This window comes from Buchnera aphidicola (Mindarus abietinus), from assembly GCF_964059085.1.
Classification (GTDB): Bacteria; Pseudomonadota; Gammaproteobacteria; order Enterobacterales; family Enterobacteriaceae; genus Buchnera_A; species Buchnera_A aphidicola_C.
Genome location: NZ_OZ060398.1, coordinates 479320 through 504213 on the forward strand (window position 1 = coordinate 479320; position 24894 = coordinate 504213).

The window sequence follows — 24894 nt, forward strand, 5'->3', positions numbered from 1 at the left end:
TTATTTATATTAAATCTTTAACACTTTAAATAAGTTATAAACTTTTTTCATTGTTTTTTTTGCAAAAAAATTTGCTTTTTTAGCGCCATCTATAACAACTTTTTTTAAAAATAATTCATTTTTCCTAAAAAAATAAAAATTATTTTTAATTTTTTTAATGACTATACTAATTTCATTAATTAATATTTCTTTTAAATAACTATATTTTTTTCCAGAAAATTCTTTTTCTAAAGATAATATCGAAACTTCTCTAATACTAGATAAAATATTTAAAAAGTTAGATATTCCCGGTTTTTCTTTCAAATCATAACGTATTTTAGAGCTTATATCTGAATCAGTTGTAGCTTTTTTTATTTTTTTTATAATAGACGCTGTTTTATCTAATAAAAAAATTGTTCCATTATTATTTTCGTCAGATTTAGACATTTTTTTAGTAGGATTAAACAATGACATTATTTTTTTACTGTATTTTGGAATTATTATCTCGGGAATTAAAAAAGTATTTTTTTGTAAATTATTAATTTTCTTTGCTAATTTTCTTGTCAATTCTAAATGTTGTTTTTGATCTTCCCCGACTATAACTTTACTAGATTGATATAATAATATATCTGCAGCCATTAAAATTGGATAGTTTAACAAACCAGCAGTAGAAAAAGAAGAGCTATTTCTTATTTTTGTTTTAAATTGTGTCATGCGAGTTAATTCACTATAACTTAAACGACAATTTAAAAACCAATATAGTGCTGTATGTTGTAAGACATGAGATTGTACAAAAATAATGCTTTTTTTAGGATCTATTCCACAAGCTAAATATAATGCTATAGCATCTAATGTATTTTTATTTAAATCACTATTAATATTTAATGTAGTAATAGCATGTAAATCTGCTATGCAAAAAAAACATTGATACTTTTTTTGCATTTTAGACCAATGTTTAAGAGAACCTAAATAATTTCCTAAAGTAAACGAACCAGAAGGCTGCATTGCACTAAATACAATAGATTTAAAATCACCCATTTATTTTCCAAAAAGTTAAATTAAATTAAACAAAAAAAATTTTTAAAATAAACTCTAATTATTAAAAAATTTTAAAAGTAAATATTTTTTTAAAAAAATTAAATGATTAATGAATCAAATTAAAATGTACTTTTTCTAATTCTTTTCTTAAGTTGTTAATAACTATTTTATAATTTGAAGAATGAAATAAAGTTGAACCAATAACAAATACATTAGCTCCTGCTAAAGCTATATCTGAAATATTTTTTGTATTAATTCCACCATCTACTTGCAATAAAATATTATTTGAACTTTCGTTAATTTTATTTCTAACCGCTCTAATTTTATTTATACTTTCTGGTATAAAATCTTGTCCTCCAAATCCAGGATTAACGGACATGATAGTAATCATATCCAATTGATCAATTATATAATCAAGACAATTAATAGGAGTTCCAGGATTTAAACCTACTCCTGCTTTACACCCGTTATCTTTAATCATTCGCAAAACCCTGTCTATATGATTTGTTGTTTCAGGATGAACAGTAATAAAATCAGCTCCAGATTTTGCAAATTTCGGAATTAAAGAATCAACGGGATTTACCATTAAATGAACATCAATTGTTGCTGATATTTTATAATTTCGTAATGATTTTAAAACCATTGGTCCAATGGTTAAATTATCTACGTAATGATTATCCATAACATCAAAATGTATCATATCTCCTCCAGCATCGATTGATTTCTGAACGTCTTCCCCTAATTTTGAAAAATTAGCAGATAAAATAGAAGGTGCTAAAAGAAAACTTTTCATTTTTAATTCCTATATTTAATTGCTTAAACATTATTGACTTTAATATTTATTTTTTTTATAACATATTTATTAATTTTAAAAAAAAATTTTTTATATAAAAATTTATTTTATTTATTGAAAGTGTTTAATAACTTTAACTTATTTTAACAAAAATTATTTATTTCTATTAAAAAATTTAATTTAGATAATTCTTTAAATAAATTTAAAAGATTATTTAAAAATATTCAATCCAAAAATTTTTTATCTAAAAAAAAATGATAAAAATTTTAATATTAGTTAATTTTTTAAATTATTAATAATATCAAAAATATATTTTTTTAAAAAAAACCAACTATTATTTTATAATAATTTTTATTAATATTATTTAATAATAGTTACTGACTATTTCTAATAGCTGATAAAAGGATATTTTTATCTATATTAGTGAAAATTTTAACTTGTCCTATTTTTACTGGTAAAATAAAACGTATTAATCCTGAAAGTACTTTTTTATCTTTCATAATATATGGAAGATAAGCATGAGCAGTCATATTTTTTGGAGCTTTTGTTGGTAAACCAGCTTTTTTTAATAAATTAATAATTCGATTAACTTCAATTTTATTTATTTTATCTAATAGTTGAGCAACTCTTGCTGCGATAACAATACCAACAGAAACAGCTTCTCCATGTAACCAACTTCCATAACCTAAATGAGCTTCAATAGCATGTCCAAACGTATGTCCTAAATTTAAAAGAGCACGAACATTATTCTCTCTTTCATCAATAGAAATAACGTATGATTTTAATTGACAACATTTTGAAATACAATAAGAAATTTCAGTTTCGCTTAAAGCTAAAACTAAATGAATGTTTTTTTCTAACCAAATAAAAAATTTTTCATCAAAAGCAATTGCATATTTAATAACTTCAGCTATTCCAGAAACCATTTCACTATTTGGTAACGTTGATAAACAGTCAATATCAATAATAACAGAAGAGGGTTGCCAAAAAGCTCCTACCATATTTTTTCCTAAAATATGATTTACTCCTGTTTTTCCTCCAACAGAAGAATCCACTTGAGATAATAAAGTGGTAGGAATTTGAATAAACTTAACCCCTCTTTGATAAATAGCTGCTGCAAACCCAGTAAGATCTCCTATAACTCCGCCTCCTAAAGCAATTAATGTTGTATCTCTATTATGAGATCTTTCTAGTAATGCTGAAATAATTAATTCCATTTCATTTAATGTTTTATATTGCTCTCCATCAGATAAGATTACTTGATCTAATTTGATTCCTGCTTGTCTTAATTGATAAAATACTTTATCTTTCCAAATATTAGCTAATGTTTTATTAGTAACTAACATAGCGTGATCACCTGGATTTAAAGGCCAAAAAATATTATCTAATTCTAATACTTTAGAACCAATAGTAATTGGATAACTTCTATTTCCAAGATTAACTTGTAATTTCTCCATTATTTGATAAACCTCATTATAAACTTTACTGAGTTTATTTAAATTTAATTTTATTTTTTGTTTAGTAAATCTATAATTTGATGCGAAACAACTTTTGCACTTTGTTCATCAGTACAAACAGTAATATCTGCAATTTCTTCATATAAAGGATTTCTACAATTAGCTAGTTCTTCTAAAATAACTTTATTAGAAATTGTATTATTTTTTAACAACGGTCTTTTTTTATCTCTATTAGTCCGCATTAACTGTTTTTCAATTGTAGTTTTTAAATATATTACTATACCTCTTGATGATAATTGATTTCTTGTTTCTTTTGTAATTATAGATCCGCCTCCCGTAGCTAATACTATTCCTTGTCTCATAGTTAACTCATTAATTATTTTTTTTTCCCTATTTCGAAAACCTGTTTCCCCTTCTACATCAAAAACCCAATTAATATCTGCTCCTGTTCTTTTTTCAATTTCTTGATCAGAATCATAAAAATCCATATTAAGTTGTTGAGCTAGTTGTCTACCAATAGTGCTTTTTCCTGCCCCCATTGGTCCAATTAAGAAAATATTTCGTTTTTCTGCCATTTTTTTATTTTACTAAAATATTTGTTAATATAACCCAGCATAAATACTTTAATTGCTGGAAGCAATATAAATAAAATTTATATTTATTAAATAAATAACTTAAAATTAATAAAAAAAATTTTATTAATATAAAAAACATAATTTTTTTTATTTATAAAAAATTTGTCTAAATATTGATTAACTTCTATTATTGTTTATAATATATCGTAAGCACTAAAAAAAATATTTTGATTACTTTAAACGTCTTATATAAAATATACAAGAACGATTTATAAAAAAATTAAAAAAAATTATAAACAAAATAAAACTAAAACATTTTTTATATTGTAGAGAAATATTTTTACTCAAAAAATTCTTTTTTAGTGTAAAAAATATTATTTTTTTAAAAGATGGTGAAGTGTCCGAGAGGCTTAAGGAGCACGCCTGGAAAGTGTGTATACGAAAACGTATCAAGGGTTCGAATCCCTTCTTCACCAAAGTTAATTTAGATTTATTTTAATTTTTTTATTTATAGAATAGTAATAATAAAAAAATTAATCAAAAATTCCTTTTACAAACATTGATTCTAAAGCTACATAAATCATTTTATTAAAATTTACTTCTCTTTCTTGAACAGTTAAATTTTCCCCTGTAAGAATATTATCTGAAACCGTACAAATAGATACTGACTTAACGTTTAGTTCCGCTGCTACACTATATAAACCTGCTGTTTCCATATCAATTCCAGAAATATTATATTTTTTTAATAAAGAAATATACTTTTCTTTATGAGGAAAATAAAATGAATCGGTACTAAAAAAATTTCCAACCTTAATAAGTGTTTTATTTTTTTTAGCAGAAATTATTAATTTATAAACCATATTAAAATCGGGTATAGCAGAAAAATCATGATCTAAAAATCTAATTCTATTAATTTTTGAATCTGTACAAGCACCAGTAGAGATAATCAAATCATTTAGCTCTATATCTTCCCTTACTGTTCCACAACTTCCTAAACGAATTATTTTTTTTACTTTATAAAAATTAATTAATTCACTTACATATAAACAACAAGAAGGCATTCCTATACCATGAGACATAAGAGATATAATTTTCCCTTTGTATGTACCTGTAAAACCAACCATTGAACGAACAGTATTAATTTGACGAACATTTTCTAAATAATTTTTAGCAATATATTGTACTCTTATTGGATCTCCAGAAATAAGTACAAAATCAGAAAAATCACTTTTTTTAGAATTAATATGAGGAGTAACCATAAATAGTCTCTATAAGGTATTAGTATTTTTATACTTTTTTAAATTAATTTTTTTAATAACATACTCTTTCCGTAAACCATTTTAGAAAGTGAAAAAAAGTCAGCTATTGTTTGAGAAATATCAGAGAATGTTTTTCTGTGTCCTAAAAAATTAGACTTTTGATTTTTTCTGTATAAAAGAACAGGAACATTTTCTCTTGTATGATCACTTCCTTTCCAAGTAGGATCACAACCATGATCTGCTGTAATAATAAGAAGATCTTTATCGGTAATTTTTTGTAATATTCTTGGTAAATTTTGATCGAATAATTCTAATCCTTTTGCATATCCTACAACATCCCTTCTATGTCCCCAAAGAGAATCAAAATCTATAAAATTAACAAAAACTATTGTATTATTTTTTGCATATTTTATTTCTTTAATAGTTGCATCGAATAAATCAATCAATCCATTTGCTTTTATTGAAGAAGTAATTCCTACATTTGAAAAAATATCACTTATTTTTCCAATTGAAACAACTTTACCAAACTTTTCTTTTATTAATTTAACCATTACAGTATCATCAATTGGTTTAATAGAAAAATCTTTTCTATTATTCGTTCTAAAAAAACATCCTTTTTTTTCTCCAATAAATGGTCTAGCTATAACTCGTGCAACATTATATTTTTTTTTATTTAAAATTTTTCGTATTATCAAACATAACTTATGTAATTTTTCTAATCCAAAAAATTTTTCGTGACATGCTACTTGTAATACAGAATCTGCAGAGGTATATAAGATTGGTTTTTTTGTTCTAATGTGTTCTTCTCCATATATTTCTAAAATATCTGTTCCAGAAGCATGACAATTTCCAATTACTCCGGAAATATTTGAATCTGTAATAATTTTTTTTATTAAATTTACCGGAATACTATTAATTTTCTTTTTAAAATAATCCCAATTAAACAAAACAGGAACACCTGCTATTTCCCAATGCCCAGAAATAGTATCTTTTCCTGAAGAAATCTGACTAGCATAAGCATAGCTACCTATAGTATTTATTACTTTTTTTATTCCCAAAGGGAATCTTCCGGTGGATTTATAAGCTGCTTCACCTATCCCCAAACTGATCAAATTAGGTATTTTTAAACTTCCAAATCTATTTTTATTAGCTTTATTTAAAAAGCATTGCTCGGCAATATGCCCTAAAGTATCAGCTCCATTATCTCCAAAATTTTTTGCATCTAAACTTGATCCTATTCCTAAAGAATCTAATACTAAAATAAATACTCGTTTCATACTTTCTTTCCATTTTTTTTTAAATGTTTTTTTTCGGTATTTTTAATACTCATTTTCTTTGTTACTATATACATTATTTAGTATATTTTACTAACTTAAATCAATAAAAAAATCTTTATATATTTTATGAATATAACATATATAAAATTTTTATAGATATAAAAAATATATCAAAATAATTAAATTTAACAAAATAATTAATTAACTTGATTATATATACGTTATATCAATAATAAATTTGATTACTTATAAAGTAAGTATTATTCAAATAAAAAAATTTATACTAAAAAAAAATTTATAAAATTAGTTTATTTCCTATTTAAAAATAACCTTTAATTATTCTAACAAGAGTTAAAAAATGAAAAGAAAAAATATATATATCGCTTATACAGGTGGTACAATCGGAATGAAAAAATCTAATTACGGATATATTCCGGTTTCTGGATATCTTCAAAAAAAATTAATGAAAATTCCAGACTTTCAAAAAAAAGAAATTCCTTTTTTTAAAATAAATGAATATAAACCTCTAATTGACTCATCTAATATGACTCCTAACGAATGGAATATCATTGCTAATGATATTTATAAAAATTATAAAAAATACGATGGTTTCATTATTTTACATGGAACTGATACAATGGCGTATACTGCTTCTGCACTTTCATTTATGTTACAAAATTTAGAAAAACCTATTATCATTACCGGTTCTCAAATTCCCTTATCAGAAATTCGATCTGATGGAAGACAAAATTTATTAAATGCTTTATTAATTGCTGCTAATTACCCAATTAATGAAGTTACATTATTTTTTAATCATAAATTATTTAGAGGTAATCGTTCTACAAAATCTAATGCTAATGGATTTAATGCTTTTACTTCTCCTAATTTTCCTTGCTTATTAAAAGTAGGAATTGACATTTCTTGTAATTATAAAATTTTTAAAAAAAAATATAAAAAAAAACTTAAATTAAATTCTATTACTCCACAACCAATTGGAATTATTACTATTTATCCTGGTATTTCAGAAAAAATAATTCATAATTTTATTTTTCAACCATTAAAAGCTTTAATATTATGCTCCTATGGTGTTGGAAATGCTCCTCAAAATAAAAAATTCTTAAATGAATTATATTCTGCATCTAAACGAAATATTATTTTAGTTAACTTAACACAATGTATATCTGGAACAGTAAATATGTCGGGATATGCAACTGGAAATGCTCTTTCTAATGTAGGTGTAATCAGTGGGTACGATTTAACAATAGAAGCAGCATTAACTAAGTTACATTTTTTATTTAGTTGCTATAAATCTATAAAAGAAATTAAAAAAATTATGAAATCTAATCTTTGTGGAGAATTAACTCTTGAAAAGCAATAGCGCTATTTATTTTAAAAAAAAAATTAATAAAAAAAATCAAACTACTATTCCTAATAAAAAGAATGTTTTCCTTTTTTATGTTCCGTGACATCTATAACTTTTTTAAGTTCAGAAAAATGTTTTAATAATTCTTTTTCCACTCCTGATTTTAATGTTATATGCGCCATTGAACATCCATTACAACCTCCTTTAAATTCTAATACAGCATGCTTTTCTTCTGTAATATCTACTAAAGAAATTGAACCTCCATGCAGATTGAGTTTTGGATTAATTTTTTCATTTAAAAAAATAATTATTTTATCTTTTAATGATACTGAACAATTTAACAATGATTTTCTAACATAAGGAGCATTTAAAACTAATCTAGAGTTTTCATTTTCTTTTACAATATCTATTGTTGCATTTTTAAAATATAGAATTATAGAATTATTAATATAAATATTAAATTTAGAATATTTAATTTCCTTATCTAACGAAGATATATCTTTTTCAAAACAATAAGTTAAACCACATTCCGCAGATTTAGTTCCTGGATTTTTTACAAATATTCGGATATGTGTATTTTTTTTTTCTTTTGATAAAAGATCAAAAAAATAATCTTGTGCCAATTTTGAAATAGTAATCATTTTTATATAAAAATTGAATTAGTTAAAATTATTAATTATTATTACTTATATGTTAGTACTAAACAAGTACATCTTTTATTTTATATCTTTAATCAAGTAAATAATTTTTTAAAAAAATATGAAAAAATTTCATCTATATAGTGTTGGAACTGGATCACAGAATTTAGTTTTGATTCACGGTTATGGATTCGACTCAAAAATTTGGTTTTATCTTATTCAAAAACTAAAAAAATACTTTAAAATTTATGTTATAGATTTACCAGGATTCGGAAGAAATTATTTTTTTCCTATATTAAAATTTGATCAATTAATTGAATTAATTTCTATTTACATGCCTCCCAAAGCAATTTGGATTGGTTGGTCTTTAGGAGGGACAATAGTTAATAAGTTAGCTTTACTTTATCCTGAAAAAATTTCATCAGTTATTAATGTTTCTTCTTCCCCTTATTTTATAAAAGAAAAAAATTGGCCAGGAATAAAATTTCCTCAATTATTAAATTATAAAAATCAATTAAAAAAAAATTATAAATTTTGTATAAAAAACTTTTTTCAACAGCAAATTTATATAACTAAAGAATATATAAATTTAATTTATTGGAAAAACCTTCAAAAAATCATGTTAGCTTCACCGACTCCCTCTCATTTAGCTTTACAGGAAGGTTTCAATATTTTGTGTTCTATTGATTTAAGAGAAAAAATAAAAAAAATTAAAGTACCTTTACTTAGAATATATGGATCACTAGATCCAATGGTGCCTAAAAAAGTTATAAATACTGTCGATTTACTTTGTACTAGATCAAAATCTATTATTATCAATAAAGCAGCCCATGCTCCTTTCTTGTCTCATTTAAAACATTTTTGTAAAATAATTTTTTTATTTGTAAAAACATTAAATTAAAAAAAACTTACTGAAAAAATGTTTATTTATAAAAAAATTTTAAATTTTTAAAAAAATTAATTTTAGATAGTTTAACAAAACTGATAATTATTTAAACTATCTAAAATAAAGTTTTTTTAAAAAGGAATGTCTTCATCATCAAAATCAATATCAGATATAGTGTTTACTGTGGATAATTTACTTTTATTATTTAAATTACTATTAGTAGATTTTTTATTAAAAGATAATGATTTAGAATCTGAGGAAATTTGACTTTCATCTTTCATATTATTTGAGTGAGAATGTCTATTTCCTAACATTTGCATCGTTCCCCCTATATTAACAACAACTTCCGTTGTATATCGTTCTATACTATTTTTATCCTGCCATTTTCTAGTTTGTAATGAACCTTCTATATATATTTGAGAACCTTTTCTTAAATATTCTCCAGCAATTTCTGCTAATTTTCCAAATAAAACAACCCTATGCCATTCTGTTTTCTCTTTATTTTCTCCGGTATTTTTATCTTTCCAAACATCTGAAGTAGCTAAAGTTATATTAGATACTGCTGTTCCATTAGGCATATATCTCACTTCTGGATCTTGACCTAAATTACCTATTAATATTACTTTATTAATTCCTCGACTTGCCATTATTTTTAGTCCTTAAATGTAAGATTTAATTTAAAATAATTTATTTACTTAAAAATAATTAATAGTATTTATTACTATTATTTTCTTAAATTCACTATATTTTTCAAAATTTTTAATCTTTTTTAAATTTATCTATAACTGTTTTTTTATTTTTTTTTAAAAAAATAAAAAAATTATTATTTTTCTATAAAAATATATATATCATATATAATACATCTTAAAAAAATTATTTAGATATTTTTTCTAATAATGTTAAATATAAAAATAAAATGAAGATTTTAAAAAAAAATTATTACCATAAATTCTCAATAGCGCCAATGTTTAATTATACTAATAGACACTGTCGTTATTTTTTTAGAAAATTAACAAAAAAATCACTTTTATATACAGAAATGATAGTTGCTAACGATTGTTTAGGAAAAATAGAAAAAAAAATGATTTTTAACCCTAAAATTGAAAGTCCTACTTCTATACAACTAGCTGGAAGAATTCCTAAAAAAATAGCAAAGTGCGCTGAATTAGCATATTTAAAAGGTTTTAATGAAATTAATTTAAACGTTGGTTGTCCGTCAGATAGAATTAATAAAGCCTATTTTGGTGTTTCCTTAATGAATGAAACAATTACAGTAAATAATATTATTCAATCTATTTCTGAATATGTTCCTATTCCAATTACTATTAAAACGAGAATCGGAATAAATCAACAAGATAAATATAATTTTTTAAGCAATTTTATATATGAAATTTCTAAAAATAATATTTGTAAAACTTTTATAGTTCATGCTAGAAAAGCATTACTTCCTAATATAAGCACCAAAAAAAATCATCAAATTCCAAAAATAAATTATAATTTTATATATAAATTAAAACATGATTTTCCACATTTAACATTTGTTATTAATGGAAATATTAACTCAATCAATTTAGCTCAAGAACATTTAAAAAAAACAGATGGTGTAATGTTAGGAAGAGCAATATATAATAATCCATCAATTTTACAAAATGTAGATAATTTAATCTTCAATAAATCTTATAAACCTATTAAAATGTCAAATATAATAAAAAAAATGTATCCTTATATTAAAAAAGAACTTTCTTTAAAAACACCTTTACATCATATAACCAGACATTTTTTAAATGCATTTCATGGAAAAAAAGGATCTTCTTTATGGAAACAATATTTAAATAAAAATGCTATTAAGCATAATGCTGATTTAAAAGTTTTAGATAATGCCTTAAAATTTATAGCTTAACGAAGAATCATCTAAAATTTATTATTCTATGAATATTAAATATTCATAAATAAGAAATAATAATTTTTAAAAATTATTTGATAAAATTATTTTTTTAAAATGTAATAAAATTAAAAAATGAATATTTTTCTAAATAAATTTATTTATAAATAACTTTTAAAACATTAATATCGTTTATTAATAATATTAAATATTTCACAAATAAACTTTTTATAAAATAAAAAATCAATTTTTTAAATAAATAAATATATTTTTTTAAAAAAACTATTAACTACAAAATTAAATTTTGGTATTGTATTAAATATGATTAAAAATAAATTTTATCAAAAATTACAGATAAAAGAAGAATTCTTAAAAATCCCTCCACATTCTCTAGAAGCTGAACAATCAGTTTTAGGAGGTTTGATGCTAGATAACGAATTGTGGGATATTATTTCTGATAAAATCGTTGTTAATGATTTTTTTAGTCAAGCACATAGAATAATTTTTTTAGAAATGCAACACTTGTTTAATCATGGACACCCTATTGATCTAATTACTTTATCTGAATCTTTAGAACAGAAAGGTACACTAGATAATGCTGGAAGATTCTCTTACCTTGCTGAATTATCTAAAAATACTCCTAGTACTGCCAACATTTCTGCTTACGCTGACATAATTAAAGAACGTGCAATTATTAGAGATATAATATTAGTTGCTAATAAAATTGCAAATGCTGGCTATAATCCTAAAGGAAAAAAAAGTGAAGAATTATTAGACTATGCCGAATCCAGCGTATTCAAAATCTCAGAAAATAGAAATAAAAACTATTCAGGACCTAAAAATATTGAAGAAATTTTAGATATTACTGTAACAAAAATAGAAAAATTATTTAATACTCCACAGGATGGAATAACCGGATTAAATACAGGGTATCCGGATATTAATAAAAAAACTTCAGGTTTGCAAAATTCTGAATTTATTATTATAGCAGCAAGACCATCCATGGGAAAAACTACTTTCGCTATGAATATCTGTGAAAATGCCGCTATGATATATGAAAAACCTGTTTTAATATTTAGTTTAGAAATGCCAGGAGAACAAATTATGATACGGATGTTATCTTCATTATCTAGAGTAAATCAAACAAATATTAGAACCGGTCAGTTAAGCGACGAAGATTGGTCAAGAATTTATGGAACTATTAATATTTTATTAAAAAAAAAGAATATTTATATAGATGATTCTTCTGCGTTAACTCCTACCGATATTAGATCTAGAGCTAGAAGAATTTATAGAGAAAATAACGGTTTAAGTTTAATTATGATTGATTATCTTCAACTCATGCGAGTACCTTCTTTATCAGAAAATAGAACTCTAGAAATTGCCGAAGTATCAAGAAGTTTAAAAGCTTTAGCTAAAGAATTAAAAATTCCTATTATTGCTTTGTCTCAACTAAATCGTTCTTTAGAACAAAGAGCAGATAAACGACCTTTAAATTCGGATTTAAGAGAGTCAGGTTCTTTAGAACAAGACGCAGATTTAATTATGTTTATTTATAGAGATGAAATTTATCATCAAAATAGTGATTTAAAAGGAATTGCTGAAATTATTATTGGAAAACAAAGAAACGGACCGATAGGAACTGTTAAATTAACGTTTAATGGAAGTTGGTCTAGATTCGATAACTATGCCACTCAACACTATAAATAATTATTATTAATATACATTTAAAAAAAATTAATAATATAAAATCTATATTTTATAGAAATAAATTTTTTTGAAATTTATTTCTATAAAATATAGATTTTATTATCTCAAATTTAAAATAATAACAATATCAGGTTAAAATATGAAAATTCATCTTGGAATAATTATGGATCCAATTTCTTCTATAAATATTAAAAAAGACTCTACTTTTTCAATGTTATTACAAGCTCAAGAAAGAAATTATATTATTTATTATATGGAACCAAAAAATATTTTTTTTAAAGAAAATAAAGTATATGGAAGAACAAAATATTTGACAGTTATTAAAGATAAAAAAAAATGGTTTTCTTTTTCAGAAGAAAAAATAACTTTATTATCAGAACTAAATGTTATTCTTATGAGAAAAGATCCTCCAGTAAATATAGAATTTATTTATTTGACTTATTTATTAGATAAATTAAAAAAAGAAAATGTACTTGTTATTAACAATCCTACTAGTCTTCGAAATTATAATGAAAAACTATTAGCTACAAATTTTCCTAAAATTATACCTAAAACTTTAATGAGTCGAAGTATTGCTGAAATAAAAAAATTTTTATATGAACATAAAGATATTATAATAAAACCATTAGATGCAATGGGTGGAAAATCCATCTTTCGAATAAAAGATAAAGATGAAAATAAACAAGTTATTTTAGAAACTATGACAAAAAATGGGAAAAAATTTTGTTTGTCTCAAAAATATGTTTCAGACGTTCAATACGGGGATAAACGAATACTTATTGTGGATAATTATATTGTTCCATGGTGCCTAACTAGAATACCTAAAAAAGGAGAAAATAGAGCAAATTTAGCTGTTGGAGGTATAGGGAAAGTTAATAAATTAACTTCTCAAGATTATATAATTGCTAACTGTGTATTACCTTTTTTAAAGAAAAAAGAAATATTTTTTGTTGGACTAGATGTTATTGGAAATAAATTAATTGAAATTAATATTACCAGCCCAACTGGGATTTGTCAGATTGAAAATTTCTCTAAAATTTCTATTACCCAAAAATTATTTCATTTTATTGAAAAAAAAATAATTAATTAAAAATTAACAATTTATTTCAACTAAAAAAAATTAATTTGTTTTTTTAATTAACATTAACAATTAAATTTAAAAAGAATATATATTCATTAATTTTTTAAAATAAGGATAATTATTTAATTGATAGTACTATCGTTTGATTTTGGAACTAAAATTATAGGTGTTGCTGTTGGAGAAACACTATTCCATACAACAAAAGTTTTAAAACACTTAAAATGCAAAAAAAATTATCCAAATTGGGATTCTGTTCGTAAGTTAATAAATTGTTGGAAACCTAGTATGATTGTTGTCGGTTTACCTATATATAAAAATAAAAAAAAACAAAATATAACTAAAAAAATAAAAAAATTTGTTGAAATTTTAAAAGAAAAATTTCAATTAAAAGTTCAATTACACAATGAATATTTAACAACTATAGAAGCAAAAAATTATTTATTTAATAACGGTGGTTTTAAAGCACTAAAAAAGGGGAAAATTGATTCTTTATCAGCAGCTTTAATTTTAGAAAGTTGGTATTTTTCTTTACAAAAAGTTAAAAAAAATTAGTTTTTTTTTATTTAATTTATTTTATTAAATTACATTCTTTGTATATTAAAAATTTTTAAAATTATCGTATTAATATATTTAATATATTATTTAACTTCGTTAGTTTTAATATAAATATTCCTTAAAAAAAATTAAAAATATAAATTTAAATATTATCAAGATGAAAAAATTATCTTTTATTAGTTTATATATCCATATTCCATGGTGTATTAAAAAGTGTCCTTATTGTGATTTTCACTCATTTAAAAAGAAAAAAAAATTGCTTCCAGAAAAAAAATATATTTATCATCTTTTGCAAGATTTAAAAGAAAATATACCTTTAATAAATTCTAGAAAAATAAATACGATTTTTATCGGTGGTGGAACTCCTAGTTTATTTAGCGGAAAAAGTATAAATTTTTTAATAAAAGAAATTAAAAAAAATGTTGACGTTATAGAAAATGCTGAAATTACTATAGAAGCAAATCCAACTACCGTTGAAAGTAAAAAATTTTTTGAATATAAAAATGCTGGAATAAATAGATTATCTATTGGAATACAATCTTTTAAAAAAAATAGTTTAAATTACTTGAATCGTAATTATTCTATAAAAGAAATTAAAAATTCTATAAAAATTGCTAAGATAGCTAATTTTAATAATATAAATTTTGATTTAATGCATAGTTTACCAAATCAAACTTTAGAAATGGCAATTTTTGATTTACAAAAAGCAATTTCATTTAATCCTTCTCATATTTCTTGGTATCAATTAATGATAGAACCTAATACAAATTTTTTTTATGTTAATCATAAATTTCCAAATGAAAATACAATAGATAAAATATTCAAAAAAGGTGAAGAAATTCTTATTTCTTCAGGTTATAAAAAATATGAAATATCTTCGTATTTTAAAAAAAATCCTTGTTTACATAATTTAAATTATTGGGAATTCGGAGATTATTTAGGAATAGGATGTGGAGCACACAGTAAAGTTACTCTAGATAATGGGAAAATTATTAGAATCTCTAAACAAAAAAAAATACTAGAATTTATGAATGGATCATATATTGATAAGAAAAAAGAACTTTCTAAAAAAGATATCTTACTTGAATATTTTATGAATGTATTACGATTAATGAAACCTATTAATAAAAAAGAATTCTATAAAAAAACAGGATTAAATAAAGAAAATATTTCTTTAATCATTAAAAATGCAATAAATAAGAAATATTTAATAGAAAATTCAAGTTTCTGGATAACTACTGAAAAAGGAAAAAATTTTTTAAATGATTTATTAGAAGAATTTTGTTAATTTAAAGAATTAATCTATTTTTTTAAAAAAAATAAATTTTATGAAAAACTGTTTATTTAACACGTTTGAATATTAATTCAAAAATAGTATTTCCTAAAGAAATTCCTTTTTTTTCAAATTTTGTTATAGGTCTATCTTTAGATCTTTTCATATATTTTTGATCTTTTGATAGATTTATAAATCCTGAAAAATTATTAAATATATGCAAAACTTCTTCAGCGTATGTTTGACTATCAGTTATGATATGAATTGTTCCATTTATAATTAATTTTGCATGAATAGTTTTAGAAAAATTAATATTTATCATTCTTCTTTTTTTATGACGTTTTTTTTCCCAAGGATCAGGAAAAAAAATTTGAATTTTTGAAAAAGTTTTTTTTTGAATCATATTATTCAATACTTCTATAGCATCATGAAAAATAATTTTTACATTCTTTGCATTTTGTTTATCAATATATTTTAAACAATTTCCTATTCCTGATTCATACACTTCTATTCCTAAAAAATTTTTTTTTGGATTTTTTATTGCCATTTCAACTAAAGATTTACCAGTACCAAAACCAATCTCTAGAATAATAGGATTATTATTTAAAAATATTTTTTTTATATCAAAAGAATCTTTTTCAAATGTTACCCCTAATTTAGGCCATAAATTATTTATTGCTCTTATTTGAGATTTTGTGATTCTTCCTCTTCTTATTACAAAACTTTGAATTTTTCGTAAAAAAATTTCTTTTTTCTCATATTTTTTTATAAAAATATCATTTTTCATATTTCACCAAAATTTTTTTTATTTAAATTTAAAAAAATATTTAACTTTAAATTTAATTAAATTAATATTAGACTACATTAATCTAAAATAAGGAATATTTAAATTTGATTTTTTCTCAATTAGTATTGAACTGGTACCACTTAAACGGAAGAAAAAATTTACCTTGGCAAAAAAAAAGAACTCCATATAGAATATGGGTTTCTGAAATTATGTTACAACAAACTAAAGTAAACACTGTAATTCCATATTTTGAAAAATTTATAAAAGCATTTCCAACTATTAATAAATTAGCAGAAAGTAAATTAAATCAAATATTATATTTTTGGAGCGGACTAGGATATTATGCTCGAGCAAAAAATTTATATAAATCTGCTAAATTAATAAAAAAAAAATATAACGGGATTTTCCCAGATAACTTTACAGAAATAATACAATTACCAGGAATAGGAAAAACTACGGCAGGTGCTATTTTATCCCTATCTTTTGGGTTTAGTTTTTCTATACTAGATGGTAATGTCAAACGAATTTTAAATAGGTATTACCAAATTAATAATGTCACCTTAAGAAGTAAAATAGAAATGAAATTATGGATTTTAATACAGAAAATTACTCCGATATATCATACTCGACAATTTAATCAAGGTTTAATGGATATTGGATCTTCTATATGTACTCCAAACAAACCAAAGTGTTATATTTGTCCTATATCATTAAAATGTTTTTCGTACAATGACAGTAATTTCTTGAAAAAAAAAATTAATAAGATTAAATTGAAAATTAATCCTAAAAAATATTTTTTTTTAATTATTAAATACAAAAAATTTACAATTTTAAAAAAGATAGAGTCCAAAAAAATTTGGGGAGACTTATTTTCTTTTCCAATTTTTAAAACAGAAATAGAAATAGAAAAATGGATAAAAAAAAATAATGTAAAAATAATAAAAAAAGAAAAAAAAAGTAGTTTTATCCATAGTTTTACACATTTTAAAATTAAAATTTTTCCAATATTTTTTTTTATTTCAGAAAAATTTGATTTATTAGATACAAAAAATTATATCTGGTATAATACCGAAAAACCAATATATATTGGAATTCCTAAACCTACTGAAAAAATATTAAAAAAATACTTTTCAAAATTAACTTAAAAATTAAAAAAAGAAATTATATGTCAAAAAAAATATTTTGTTCATATTTTCAAAAAAATAAAAAAAAACAAAATTCTCAATTATATCCAGGAAAATTAGGAAAAAAAATTTTCGATGAAATTTCTCAATGTGCCTGGGAAAAATGGATAGAAAAACAAACCAAAATAATTAATGAAAAAAAACTAAATATGTTTAATATTAATCATCGAAAAAAAATAGAAGCATATATGCTTAAGTTTTTATTTAAAAAATAAAGATAATTTATCAAAAAATTATATTATTACGTAGCTATTAAAAACTTAACTAGATTAGCAACATGTTCTAGAAGATTTTTTAATAAAATAACTTTTTTTTGATTTTTTTTTTCTAAAATAATTAAATGATGTATATTTTCTATATACAATTTTATATTATTTTCTTTAAAAAACTGAATACAATATAATTTCCATTCTTTTTTTTCATTATTACTTAACATATGAGGAAAATTTCTAGCTTTACATCGAAAAATAATTTCTTTAATTCTAGGATCTTGAAAATGTTGGTAATTAATATCAGAAATATTAAAAAAATTTTCTCGATATTTTTTAATTAAAATTTTATCTCGATTACTAAAAAAAGAATCATAAATCTGCAAATCAACATTTTTAGAAGAAAAAAATTCAATTTTTAAGAAAAAATTTTTAATTTCTTTTTTAAAATAATTATTTTTTTTTAATATCATTAAATTTTTTTTATACAATTTCAAATTTATATTTAATCTAATAATATCTGTTGGTGATAACACGTTAATAGGGACTAAAACCGGACATTTATTTGTATAAACAGATATTATTCCATTTGAAAAAAAACATTGTAAATTATTTTTTTTTAATTCTTTATTTTTAATAAAAGAAATTAATTTCTTAATATCAGACATTAAATTAATAGCAATAAATGAATTCGAATTATTAATATTCCAGAAAATAGGAACTATTATACTAAAATTGTTTTCTTTTGCTCCAAAAAAACTAGAAACATAAATAATAGGTGTATTTTCTTTTATATCTACTATTCTTTTTAAATTTTCCTTAAATCTATTTTTTAATAAAAAAGAAAATAACCTTTTTTTTTTATCTTTTATCAACTTTGCTAATTTAAAGGTAGCCATAACATCAGAAAATGCTTGATGAGCATTTTTATGTTTAATATTATTACTATTTGTTAAATCAGATAACTTAAAACTATTTAATCCTACAGAATTTTTTGGCCATACTATTCCTTCAGGTCGTAATGCAAAACATGTTCTTACAACATTAATAATGTCCCATCTAGAATTTCCATTCTTCCAGCTCCATTCATAAGGATCAAGCAAATTTCTATAAAATATATTTCTTGTTATTTCATCATCAAAAGATATATTATTAAAACCAACTATACAAGTATTAGGTTGATTAAAAATATCAAATATTTTTTTAGAAAAGTAAAATTCGTTCATACCTTTATGATAAGTATCTTTTGGTGAAATTCCAGTAACTAACAATGCATTTGGATCTGGAAGATAGTCTATAGGAGGATAGCAATAGAAGGTTTCTGATTCATATATATGATTCATATTAAAATCTGTTCGAATATAAGCAAATTGACATGGTTTATCTAATGCAGGGTTTGTTCCAAATGTTTCATAATCGTAAAATACAAATGAATTTAGATATTTTTTTTTTTTTTTATACATATATTTTTCTATTAAAAGTAAAAAATGTATTTCTTTTTAACCTTATCTATTAAATAAATACTATTTTTTTCTCCTCCGACTGGGCTCGAACCAGTGACATACGGATTAACAGTCCGCCGTTCTACCAACTGAACTACAGAGGAATTTATTTATTATCGCAGTATTTTTTTTTTTTGTCAAAAATTTTATACAAAATATTTTCAAATTCATTAAAAAAAACTTTGAACAATTATAAATACTGTACTATACTATCATTTGTAAATAAACTGATTTTTCTTAAAGAAAAGGCCCTTTAGCTCAGTGGTAGAGCACGCGACTCATAATCGCTTGGTCGCTGGTTCAAACCCAGCAAGGGCCAATAATATTAATTTATAAGATACAATAAATTATATATTTTTTTTAAATTAAGAAATACTGATATATATATCAATTTTATTTAGTTAACTTAAAAAAGTTATATTATAAAATATAATAAAATTTTTATTTTTTTTCAATTTGCGTATTTAATATTTAAAAAAATATATGTTTATTAAGTATTTATATCATTTTCATTAAAAATATTTTTTTTAAAAAAATTGTATAATTTTTGAGTTCTTTATTTTTTTATTTTTCTCCAGTATGTCCAAATCCTTTATTACCTCTCTCTGTAATATTATTAAATTTACTTATTATCTTAAATTTAACTTTAATTATTGGTAAAAAAACTAATTGAGCTATTCTCATACCAGGAGTGATAGAAAAAGATTTTTTACTTCTATTCCATAATGAAATCTTTAACTCTCCTTGATAGTCTGAATCTAATAAACCAATAGAATTTCCTAAAACTAAACCATTTTTATGCCCTAATCCAGATCGAGGTAGAATAATTGCTGTTATTAAACTTTCTTTAATATAAATCGCTATTCCTGTAGGAGATAAAATAGTTTTATTAGGTAACAAAATTACTTCTTTTTTAAAGGAAGACCTTAAATCTAACCCTGCTGAACCTTTTGTTTCATATTTTGGAATAGGAATTGTTTTTCCAATTCTAGAGTCTAGAATAATTACATTAATTTTTTTCATAATAATATTTTTTAAAAAATATTTTTTTAAATTAGTAAGCTGGAAACTATAAAACCAGGATTATATAAAGAATCATTATTTAATAAATATCGAAGTTCTTTTTTATTCCACATCGTAACTGTAGCCCCAGAAAATAAAGCAATAGCATGACCTGCTGCAGTGTCCCAAATTCCTGTTCTTCCAAATCGAGGATAAATTTGTGCTTTTCCTTCTGCAATTAGACAAAATTTTAAAGAAGAACCTACTTTTTTTATTTTAAAATTTTTTACAGTTTTTAAATATTTATTTAATTCTTTATCAGGATGCGATCTACTTACTAAAATTGTTTTTAATTGAGAATTATGTGTAGATTTTGATTGAATAATCTTTCTACAACCATTTCTTTCTTTCCAGGAAACATTTTTATAACCAAAATATAAAGTTTTATTAAAAGGTAAATAAATCATACCTAATGTTGGAACCTCATTTTCGATTAACGCTATATTAATTGTAAATTCTTTTTTTTTATTTAAAAATTCTTTAGTTCCATCTAATGGATCAATCAACCAATATTTTTTCCAATTTTTCCTAATCTTATTGTTTAATAATGTTTCTTCAGATAAACAAGGTATTTCTGGAGTTATTTTTTTTAATTGTTCTAATAATAATTCATTAATCCGAATGTCTACATTTGTAACTGGAGATTTGTCATTTTTATATTCAATTATAATTTTTTCTTTTTGATTATAAAAATTCATAGCAATATCTCCAGAATAGAACAATATCTTAGAAATTTTAGAAAGCATATTTTTCCTGAACAAAATTTTTTAATTTTAAAAAAATTATTTTTAAGAAAATATAAAAATATTTATTTATTTTTTTTAGAATCTTCAAGTGAAACAACATTTACTTTGAGATTTATAGAAATTTCTTTATGAGGTTTAAAAACTACTGAATGTTCCCCGATTTTTTTGATAGAACCGTCAGATAATTGAATTTCTTTTTTGTTTACTTCAATTCCTAAAGATATTAATTTTTTTGAAATGTCTCTAGCAGTAACAGAACCAAATACTTTTCCTTCTGAACTAGCTTTGCAAAAAATAGTTAATGATCTAACTTTATCTACTTTTTCGCCTCTTAGCTTAGCTAATTCAAACTTTTTAGCTATTCTATTTTTTAACTCTATTTTAGAAACTCGGAATTTTTCAATATTTTTCTTGGTAGCTAATACTACTTTTTCATTTGGAATTAAAAAATTTCTTGCATATCCTGGTTTGACTTTAACAATTTCTCCAATATTTCCTAGATTATCTAATCTAGATAAAATAATAACTTTCACGAAAAAATATCCTTTCTACTTTTTATAATTATTATTGATGATGATCAGTATACGGTAATAATGCAAGATATCTAGCTATTTTAATAGCTTTTGATAATTTTCTTTGATATTTTGCTTTAGTTCCTGTAATCCTGCTAGGAACTATTTTTCCACTTTCTGTAATATAGTTTTTTAATAAAGAAACATCTTTATAATCAATTTCTTTAATTCCTTCTGCTGTAAATCGACAAAATTTTCGACGACGAAAATAGCGGGCCATAAATAAGCATCTCCAAAAAAAAGTTTTTTTTAATTTAAATTCATCTAAATTATACCTCAACCAAGCAATTAATCCTACTTATAATAAATTTTTAATTTATTTTTTTAAATTAAATATTTTTTTTATTTTTAAAAGAAGAAATCGATGATGATATTGACTGTTTATTATTTTCATTTTTTTCTTTTATTTCATCATTTAATTTCATCATAGGAGATGGTACCGTAATAACATTCTTCATTGCTATTATTATATTGCGTATTATTGAATCACTGAATCTAAAACTAGATTCAATTTTAGAAATAATTTTAGGTTTTACTTCTATGTTCATTAAAACATAATGAGCTTTATGTAATTTATTTATAGCATAGGCTAATTGTTTTCTTCCCCAATCTTCTAACCGATGTATTTTCCCCTTATTATTTTTGATTAACATAACATAATCATTAATAATGTTTTTAGCTTTTTCACTATGATCTGGATGAATCATAAATATAACTTCATAATATCTCATTAAATAATCCTTATTGATAACTGACATTAATAATTTATTAAAATTAATTTAAATTAATTAGACTAGTTATTTAAATCATGTTTATTTTTGTAAAAAAAGATAGCAATAATTATGATACTATATCGAATTGAATTCGTCTATCTTCTGAACGAATTGCTGATATTTTTACTATCAATTTACTACCTAAACTATAAACTTTATTTGTATTTTTTTCTATTATTTGTTTTTTCTTACTATTATAGATATAATCTAAATTAGAAAAATTTTTAATATTTATAAAACCATCAATAAATAAATTATTCAAGCGAATTAAAATTCTATCTTTTAAAATATTAAATATAATAGCTACAAAAGATTTTTTTTTATGATCTTTTATAAATTCATATTTCATCCATTCTAAAATCTCTTTAGTTACAGTTTCAGCTCTTCTTTCTGTAATAGAACAATGATTAGCAAGATTCTCTAAATTATTTTTATTTAAAAAAGTATAACTTTTTTTTGATATTAAACTTTTAATTATTCGATGTATTAATAAATCAGGATATCTCCTAATAGGAGATGTAAAATGTACGTACCCTGATAAAGCTAATCCGAAATGTCCTATATTAACAATACTATACTTCGCTTGTTTCATAGCTCTCATAAAAAATGTTTGAATTATATCTTTATCAGAATGAAATTTAATTTTTTTTAAAAAATTTAAGTAATCATTATGAGTAAGACGCTTATTTTTTATTAAATCTAATTTAAATGATAGCAATATTTTTTTAAACCGTAATAAATTCTCTTCACTAGGTTTATCATGAACTCTAAATAAAGCTTTAGATTTATTTTTTAAAATAAAATATGTTGAAACAACATTGACTGTCAACATACATAATTCAATTAATTTGTGAGCTTTATTTCTTGTGAAAAAATTAATTTTTTTTATTTTTAAATAATTATCTAAAATAAATTTAGGCTCGACCCTATCTAAAAATAAACTATCTTTAAATAATTTTAAACGTTTTAAAACATTATAAAATGTAAATAAATTTAAAAGATGTTCAATGATATTACTGTATTTTTTAGATAAAATTTTATTGCCCTTCCAAATACTATTTAATTCAGTGTAAGTTAATCTCGCAAAAGAATTAATTTTAGCTTTATAATGCTTATAATTAATTAACTCTCCATTTTCACTTATTGTTACTTCACAAATTAAAACAAGTTTTTTTTTATATGGTAATAAAGAACATAAATCTTCAGAAATTTTTTCTGGGAACATTGGTATAACTTCATTAGTTGGAAAATAAATAGAATTTCCACGATTCAATGCTTCTCTATCCAAAATACTATTTTCTTTAATGTAATGACTTACATCAGATATGGCTACGTATAAAATCCATTCAGAATTTTTATTTTTTTTACAAAAAATAGCATCATCAAAATCTTTTGCATTTTCTTCATCTACAGTAATTAGAGGCAAATGCGTCATATCTATGTGATTTTTACTTTTTTGAGTTAAATTATTTTTTTCTAATAAAAATAATTCTGGTTCTAATTTTTTAGACCATAAAAAAGGTACATTATATGTTTGTAATACTATTTTTTTAATTAAAGAAATATTTATATTTTTACCTAATATCTGAATTACTTTTCCTATAGCTTTTTTATTTTTACTTGGTCTTTGAGTTAAATTTATTAATACTATTGAATTACTTAAATTATTATTTCTGTTATTAAGGGAAATATAAATTTTAAAATTAAATTTTTCGTCATATGGACGTACAAAAACAGAATTTTTTCTTATACAATACTTTCCTATAATATTTGAAATATTAGGTTTTAATAATTTTATTATTTTGATTTTATTATTTTTATTCCAACTAATTTTTACGAAACGTATTAAAACAATATCTCCGTGTATATATGAACTCATTTGTTCTTTAGAAATCCAAAAATCTTTATCAAAAAAAGATGTTTTTAAAAATCCATATCCATCTTTATTTCCTATTATTTTTCCTTCAATTGGTTTTAATAGACTTATCAAATTTTTTTTTTTATAAAAAAAAAGTAGTACTTTATTATTTTTTTTTATAAATGTAATAGGAGAAATTAAAAATTCTTTTTTTAATTGTGAACTTAAATTCAAACTAAATAACAATTTATTAAAATTAATTATTTTTTGATGAAAAATAATCCAGTTTAATATTTTTTTTTTTTAATCATTATATTTCCATTTAATAAAATTATTTTTTTAAAAGACCTTAAATTTAACATTTAAAAAAAAATTTTCTGAAAAATAAGAATAATTTTTTTTTAAAAAAAAAATTACTCTTATCAAGTTTATATT

Annotated in this window: 25 protein-coding genes and 3 tRNA genes; 11 read left to right on the top strand and 17 right to left on the bottom strand. The window is 22.1% G+C overall.

Annotated features, from left to right (window positions below):
• Positions 1–9: 9 nt before the first annotated feature.
• From trpS to aroK, 4 genes are all read right to left on the bottom strand, one after another.
• Positions 10–1017, bottom strand: a complete 1008-nt coding sequence (gene trpS / locus AB4W62_RS02285) for a tryptophan--tRNA ligase (protein WP_367679868.1) — start codon at positions 1015–1017, stop codon at positions 10–12.
• Between the two features lie 106 nt (positions 1018–1123).
• Positions 1124–1810: a ribulose-phosphate 3-epimerase gene (gene rpe / locus AB4W62_RS02290; RefSeq protein ID WP_367679869.1), complete on the bottom strand. Its 687-nt coding sequence runs from the start codon at positions 1808–1810 to the stop codon at positions 1124–1126.
• 374 nt (positions 1811–2184) lie between these two features.
• Positions 2185–3267, bottom strand: coding sequence for a 3-dehydroquinate synthase (aroB, locus tag AB4W62_RS02295; RefSeq protein WP_367679870.1), 1083 nt, complete (start codon positions 3265–3267; stop codon positions 2185–2187).
• 50 nt (positions 3268–3317) lie between these two features.
• The gene (gene aroK / locus AB4W62_RS02300) at positions 3318–3842 is read right to left on the bottom strand and encodes a shikimate kinase AroK (protein ID WP_367679871.1); all 525 of its coding nucleotides are present in this window, start codon (positions 3840–3842) and stop codon (positions 3318–3320) included.
• Positions 3843–4233: 391 nt separating this feature from the next.
• Here aroK and AB4W62_RS02305 point away from each other — a divergent pair.
• Positions 4234–4318, top strand: a tRNA-Ser gene (locus AB4W62_RS02305).
• A gap of 57 nt (positions 4319–4375) precedes the next feature.
• Here AB4W62_RS02305 and deoD read toward each other — a convergent pair.
• The gene (gene deoD, locus AB4W62_RS02310; RefSeq protein ID WP_367679872.1) at positions 4376–5101 is read right to left on the bottom strand and encodes a purine-nucleoside phosphorylase; all 726 of its coding nucleotides are present in this window, start codon (positions 5099–5101) and stop codon (positions 4376–4378) included.
• 38 nt (positions 5102–5139) lie between these two features.
• Positions 5140–6378, bottom strand: a complete 1239-nt coding sequence (locus tag AB4W62_RS02315) for a phosphopentomutase (RefSeq protein WP_367679873.1) — start codon at positions 6376–6378, stop codon at positions 5140–5142.
• A gap of 358 nt (positions 6379–6736) precedes the next feature.
• Between AB4W62_RS02315 and ansA the strand changes: the two genes are divergently transcribed.
• Positions 6737–7756, top strand: coding sequence for an asparaginase (gene ansA / locus AB4W62_RS02320; protein ID WP_367679874.1), 1020 nt, complete (start codon positions 6737–6739; stop codon positions 7754–7756).
• 50 nt (positions 7757–7806) lie between these two features.
• On the opposite strand, the gene AB4W62_RS02325 is transcribed toward ansA, so the two are convergent.
• Positions 7807–8382 carry an NfuA family Fe-S biogenesis protein gene (locus AB4W62_RS02325; protein ID WP_367679875.1) on the bottom strand — a complete coding sequence of 192 codons (576 nt, stop codon included), beginning with the start codon at positions 8380–8382 and terminating at the stop codon, positions 7807–7809.
• Positions 8383–8500: 118 nt separating this feature from the next.
• On the opposite strand from AB4W62_RS02325, the gene bioH reads away from it, so the two are divergent.
• Positions 8501–9280 (top strand): pimeloyl-ACP methyl ester esterase BioH, encoded by a 780-nt coding sequence (gene bioH, locus AB4W62_RS02330; RefSeq protein WP_367679876.1) that lies wholly within the window; start codon positions 8501–8503, stop codon positions 9278–9280.
• A gap of 116 nt (positions 9281–9396) precedes the next feature.
• Here bioH and AB4W62_RS02335 read toward each other — a convergent pair whose 3' ends face one another.
• Positions 9397–9912 (bottom strand): single-stranded DNA-binding protein, encoded by a 516-nt coding sequence (locus tag AB4W62_RS02335; protein ID WP_367679877.1) that lies wholly within the window; start codon positions 9910–9912, stop codon positions 9397–9399.
• Positions 9913–10181: 269 nt separating this feature from the next.
• Here AB4W62_RS02335 and dusA point away from each other — a divergent pair, with 269 nt between their 5' ends.
• The 5 genes from dusA to hemW all read left to right on the top strand — a co-directional run bounded on the left by dusA (position 10182) and on the right by hemW (position 15781).
• Positions 10182–11165, top strand: a complete 984-nt coding sequence (gene dusA, locus AB4W62_RS02340) for a tRNA dihydrouridine(20/20a) synthase DusA (RefSeq protein WP_367679878.1) — start codon at positions 10182–10184, stop codon at positions 11163–11165.
• 303 nt (positions 11166–11468) lie between these two features.
• Positions 11469–12857, top strand: coding sequence for a replicative DNA helicase (dnaB, locus tag AB4W62_RS02345; protein WP_367679879.1), 1389 nt, complete (start codon positions 11469–11471; stop codon positions 12855–12857).
• 139 nt (positions 12858–12996) lie between these two features.
• Positions 12997–13947 (top strand): glutathione synthase, encoded by a 951-nt coding sequence (gene gshB / locus AB4W62_RS02350; RefSeq protein ID WP_367679880.1) that lies wholly within the window; start codon positions 12997–12999, stop codon positions 13945–13947.
• Positions 13948–14064: 117 nt separating this feature from the next.
• The gene (ruvX, locus tag AB4W62_RS02355) at positions 14065–14490 is read left to right on the top strand and encodes a Holliday junction resolvase RuvX (protein WP_367679881.1); all 426 of its coding nucleotides are present in this window, start codon (positions 14065–14067) and stop codon (positions 14488–14490) included.
• A 160-nt stretch (positions 14491–14650) separates the two neighbouring features.
• Complete coding sequence (hemW, locus tag AB4W62_RS02360; protein WP_367679882.1) at positions 14651–15781, top strand: radical SAM family heme chaperone HemW; 1131 nt, start codon at positions 14651–14653, stop codon at positions 15779–15781.
• Between the two features lie 52 nt (positions 15782–15833).
• Here hemW and trmB read toward each other — a convergent pair whose 3' ends face one another.
• Entirely contained in the window at positions 15834–16553 is a 720-nt protein-coding gene (trmB, locus tag AB4W62_RS02365) for a tRNA (guanosine(46)-N7)-methyltransferase TrmB (protein WP_367679883.1), read from the bottom strand.
• A gap of 104 nt (positions 16554–16657) precedes the next feature.
• Between trmB and mutY the strand changes: the two genes are divergently transcribed.
• Positions 16658–17698 carry an A/G-specific adenine glycosylase gene (gene mutY, locus AB4W62_RS02370; RefSeq protein ID WP_367679884.1) on the top strand — a complete coding sequence of 347 codons (1041 nt, stop codon included), beginning with the start codon at positions 16658–16660 and terminating at the stop codon, positions 17696–17698.
• 20 nt (positions 17699–17718) lie between these two features.
• The gene (locus AB4W62_RS02375; protein ID WP_367679885.1) at positions 17719–17952 is read left to right on the top strand and encodes an oxidative damage protection protein; all 234 of its coding nucleotides are present in this window, start codon (positions 17719–17721) and stop codon (positions 17950–17952) included.
• Between the two features lie 26 nt (positions 17953–17978).
• On the opposite strand, the gene sbcB is transcribed toward AB4W62_RS02375, so the two are convergent.
• Positions 17979–19409 carry an exodeoxyribonuclease I gene (gene sbcB, locus AB4W62_RS02380; protein ID WP_367679886.1) on the bottom strand — a complete coding sequence of 477 codons (1431 nt, stop codon included), beginning with the start codon at positions 19407–19409 and terminating at the stop codon, positions 17979–17981.
• 70 nt (positions 19410–19479) lie between these two features.
• Positions 19480–19552 (bottom strand) — tRNA-Asn (locus tag AB4W62_RS02385).
• A 143-nt stretch (positions 19553–19695) separates the two neighbouring features.
• Between AB4W62_RS02385 and AB4W62_RS02390 the strand changes: the two genes are divergently transcribed.
• A tRNA-Ile gene (locus AB4W62_RS02390) sits at positions 19696–19767 on the top strand.
• 245 nt (positions 19768–20012) lie between these two features.
• Here AB4W62_RS02390 and dut read toward each other — a convergent pair.
• From dut to rnr, 6 genes are all read right to left on the bottom strand, one after another.
• Positions 20013–20474, bottom strand: a complete 462-nt coding sequence (gene dut / locus AB4W62_RS02395; protein WP_367680146.1) for a dUTP diphosphatase — start codon at positions 20472–20474, stop codon at positions 20013–20015.
• 23 nt (positions 20475–20497) lie between these two features.
• A complete protein-coding gene (cysQ, locus tag AB4W62_RS02400) occupies positions 20498–21256 on the bottom strand; it encodes a 3'(2'),5'-bisphosphate nucleotidase CysQ (protein ID WP_367679887.1) in 759 nt (252 codons plus the stop codon).
• A 62-nt stretch (positions 21257–21318) separates the two neighbouring features.
• A complete protein-coding gene (rplI, locus tag AB4W62_RS02405) occupies positions 21319–21789 on the bottom strand; it encodes a 50S ribosomal protein L9 (RefSeq protein ID WP_367679888.1) in 471 nt (156 codons plus the stop codon).
• A 31-nt stretch (positions 21790–21820) separates the two neighbouring features.
• Positions 21821–22048, bottom strand: a complete 228-nt coding sequence (rpsR, locus tag AB4W62_RS02410) for a 30S ribosomal protein S18 (RefSeq protein ID WP_343152701.1) — start codon at positions 22046–22048, stop codon at positions 21821–21823.
• A gap of 109 nt (positions 22049–22157) precedes the next feature.
• On the bottom strand, positions 22158–22559 hold the full coding sequence (gene rpsF / locus AB4W62_RS02415; RefSeq protein WP_367679889.1) for a 30S ribosomal protein S6: 402 nt from the start codon (positions 22557–22559) through the stop codon (positions 22158–22160).
• Between the two features lie 109 nt (positions 22560–22668).
• On the bottom strand, positions 22669–24753 hold the full coding sequence (gene rnr, locus AB4W62_RS02420) for a ribonuclease R (protein ID WP_367680147.1): 2085 nt from the start codon (positions 24751–24753) through the stop codon (positions 22669–22671).
• Positions 24754–24894 lie beyond the last annotated feature (141 nt).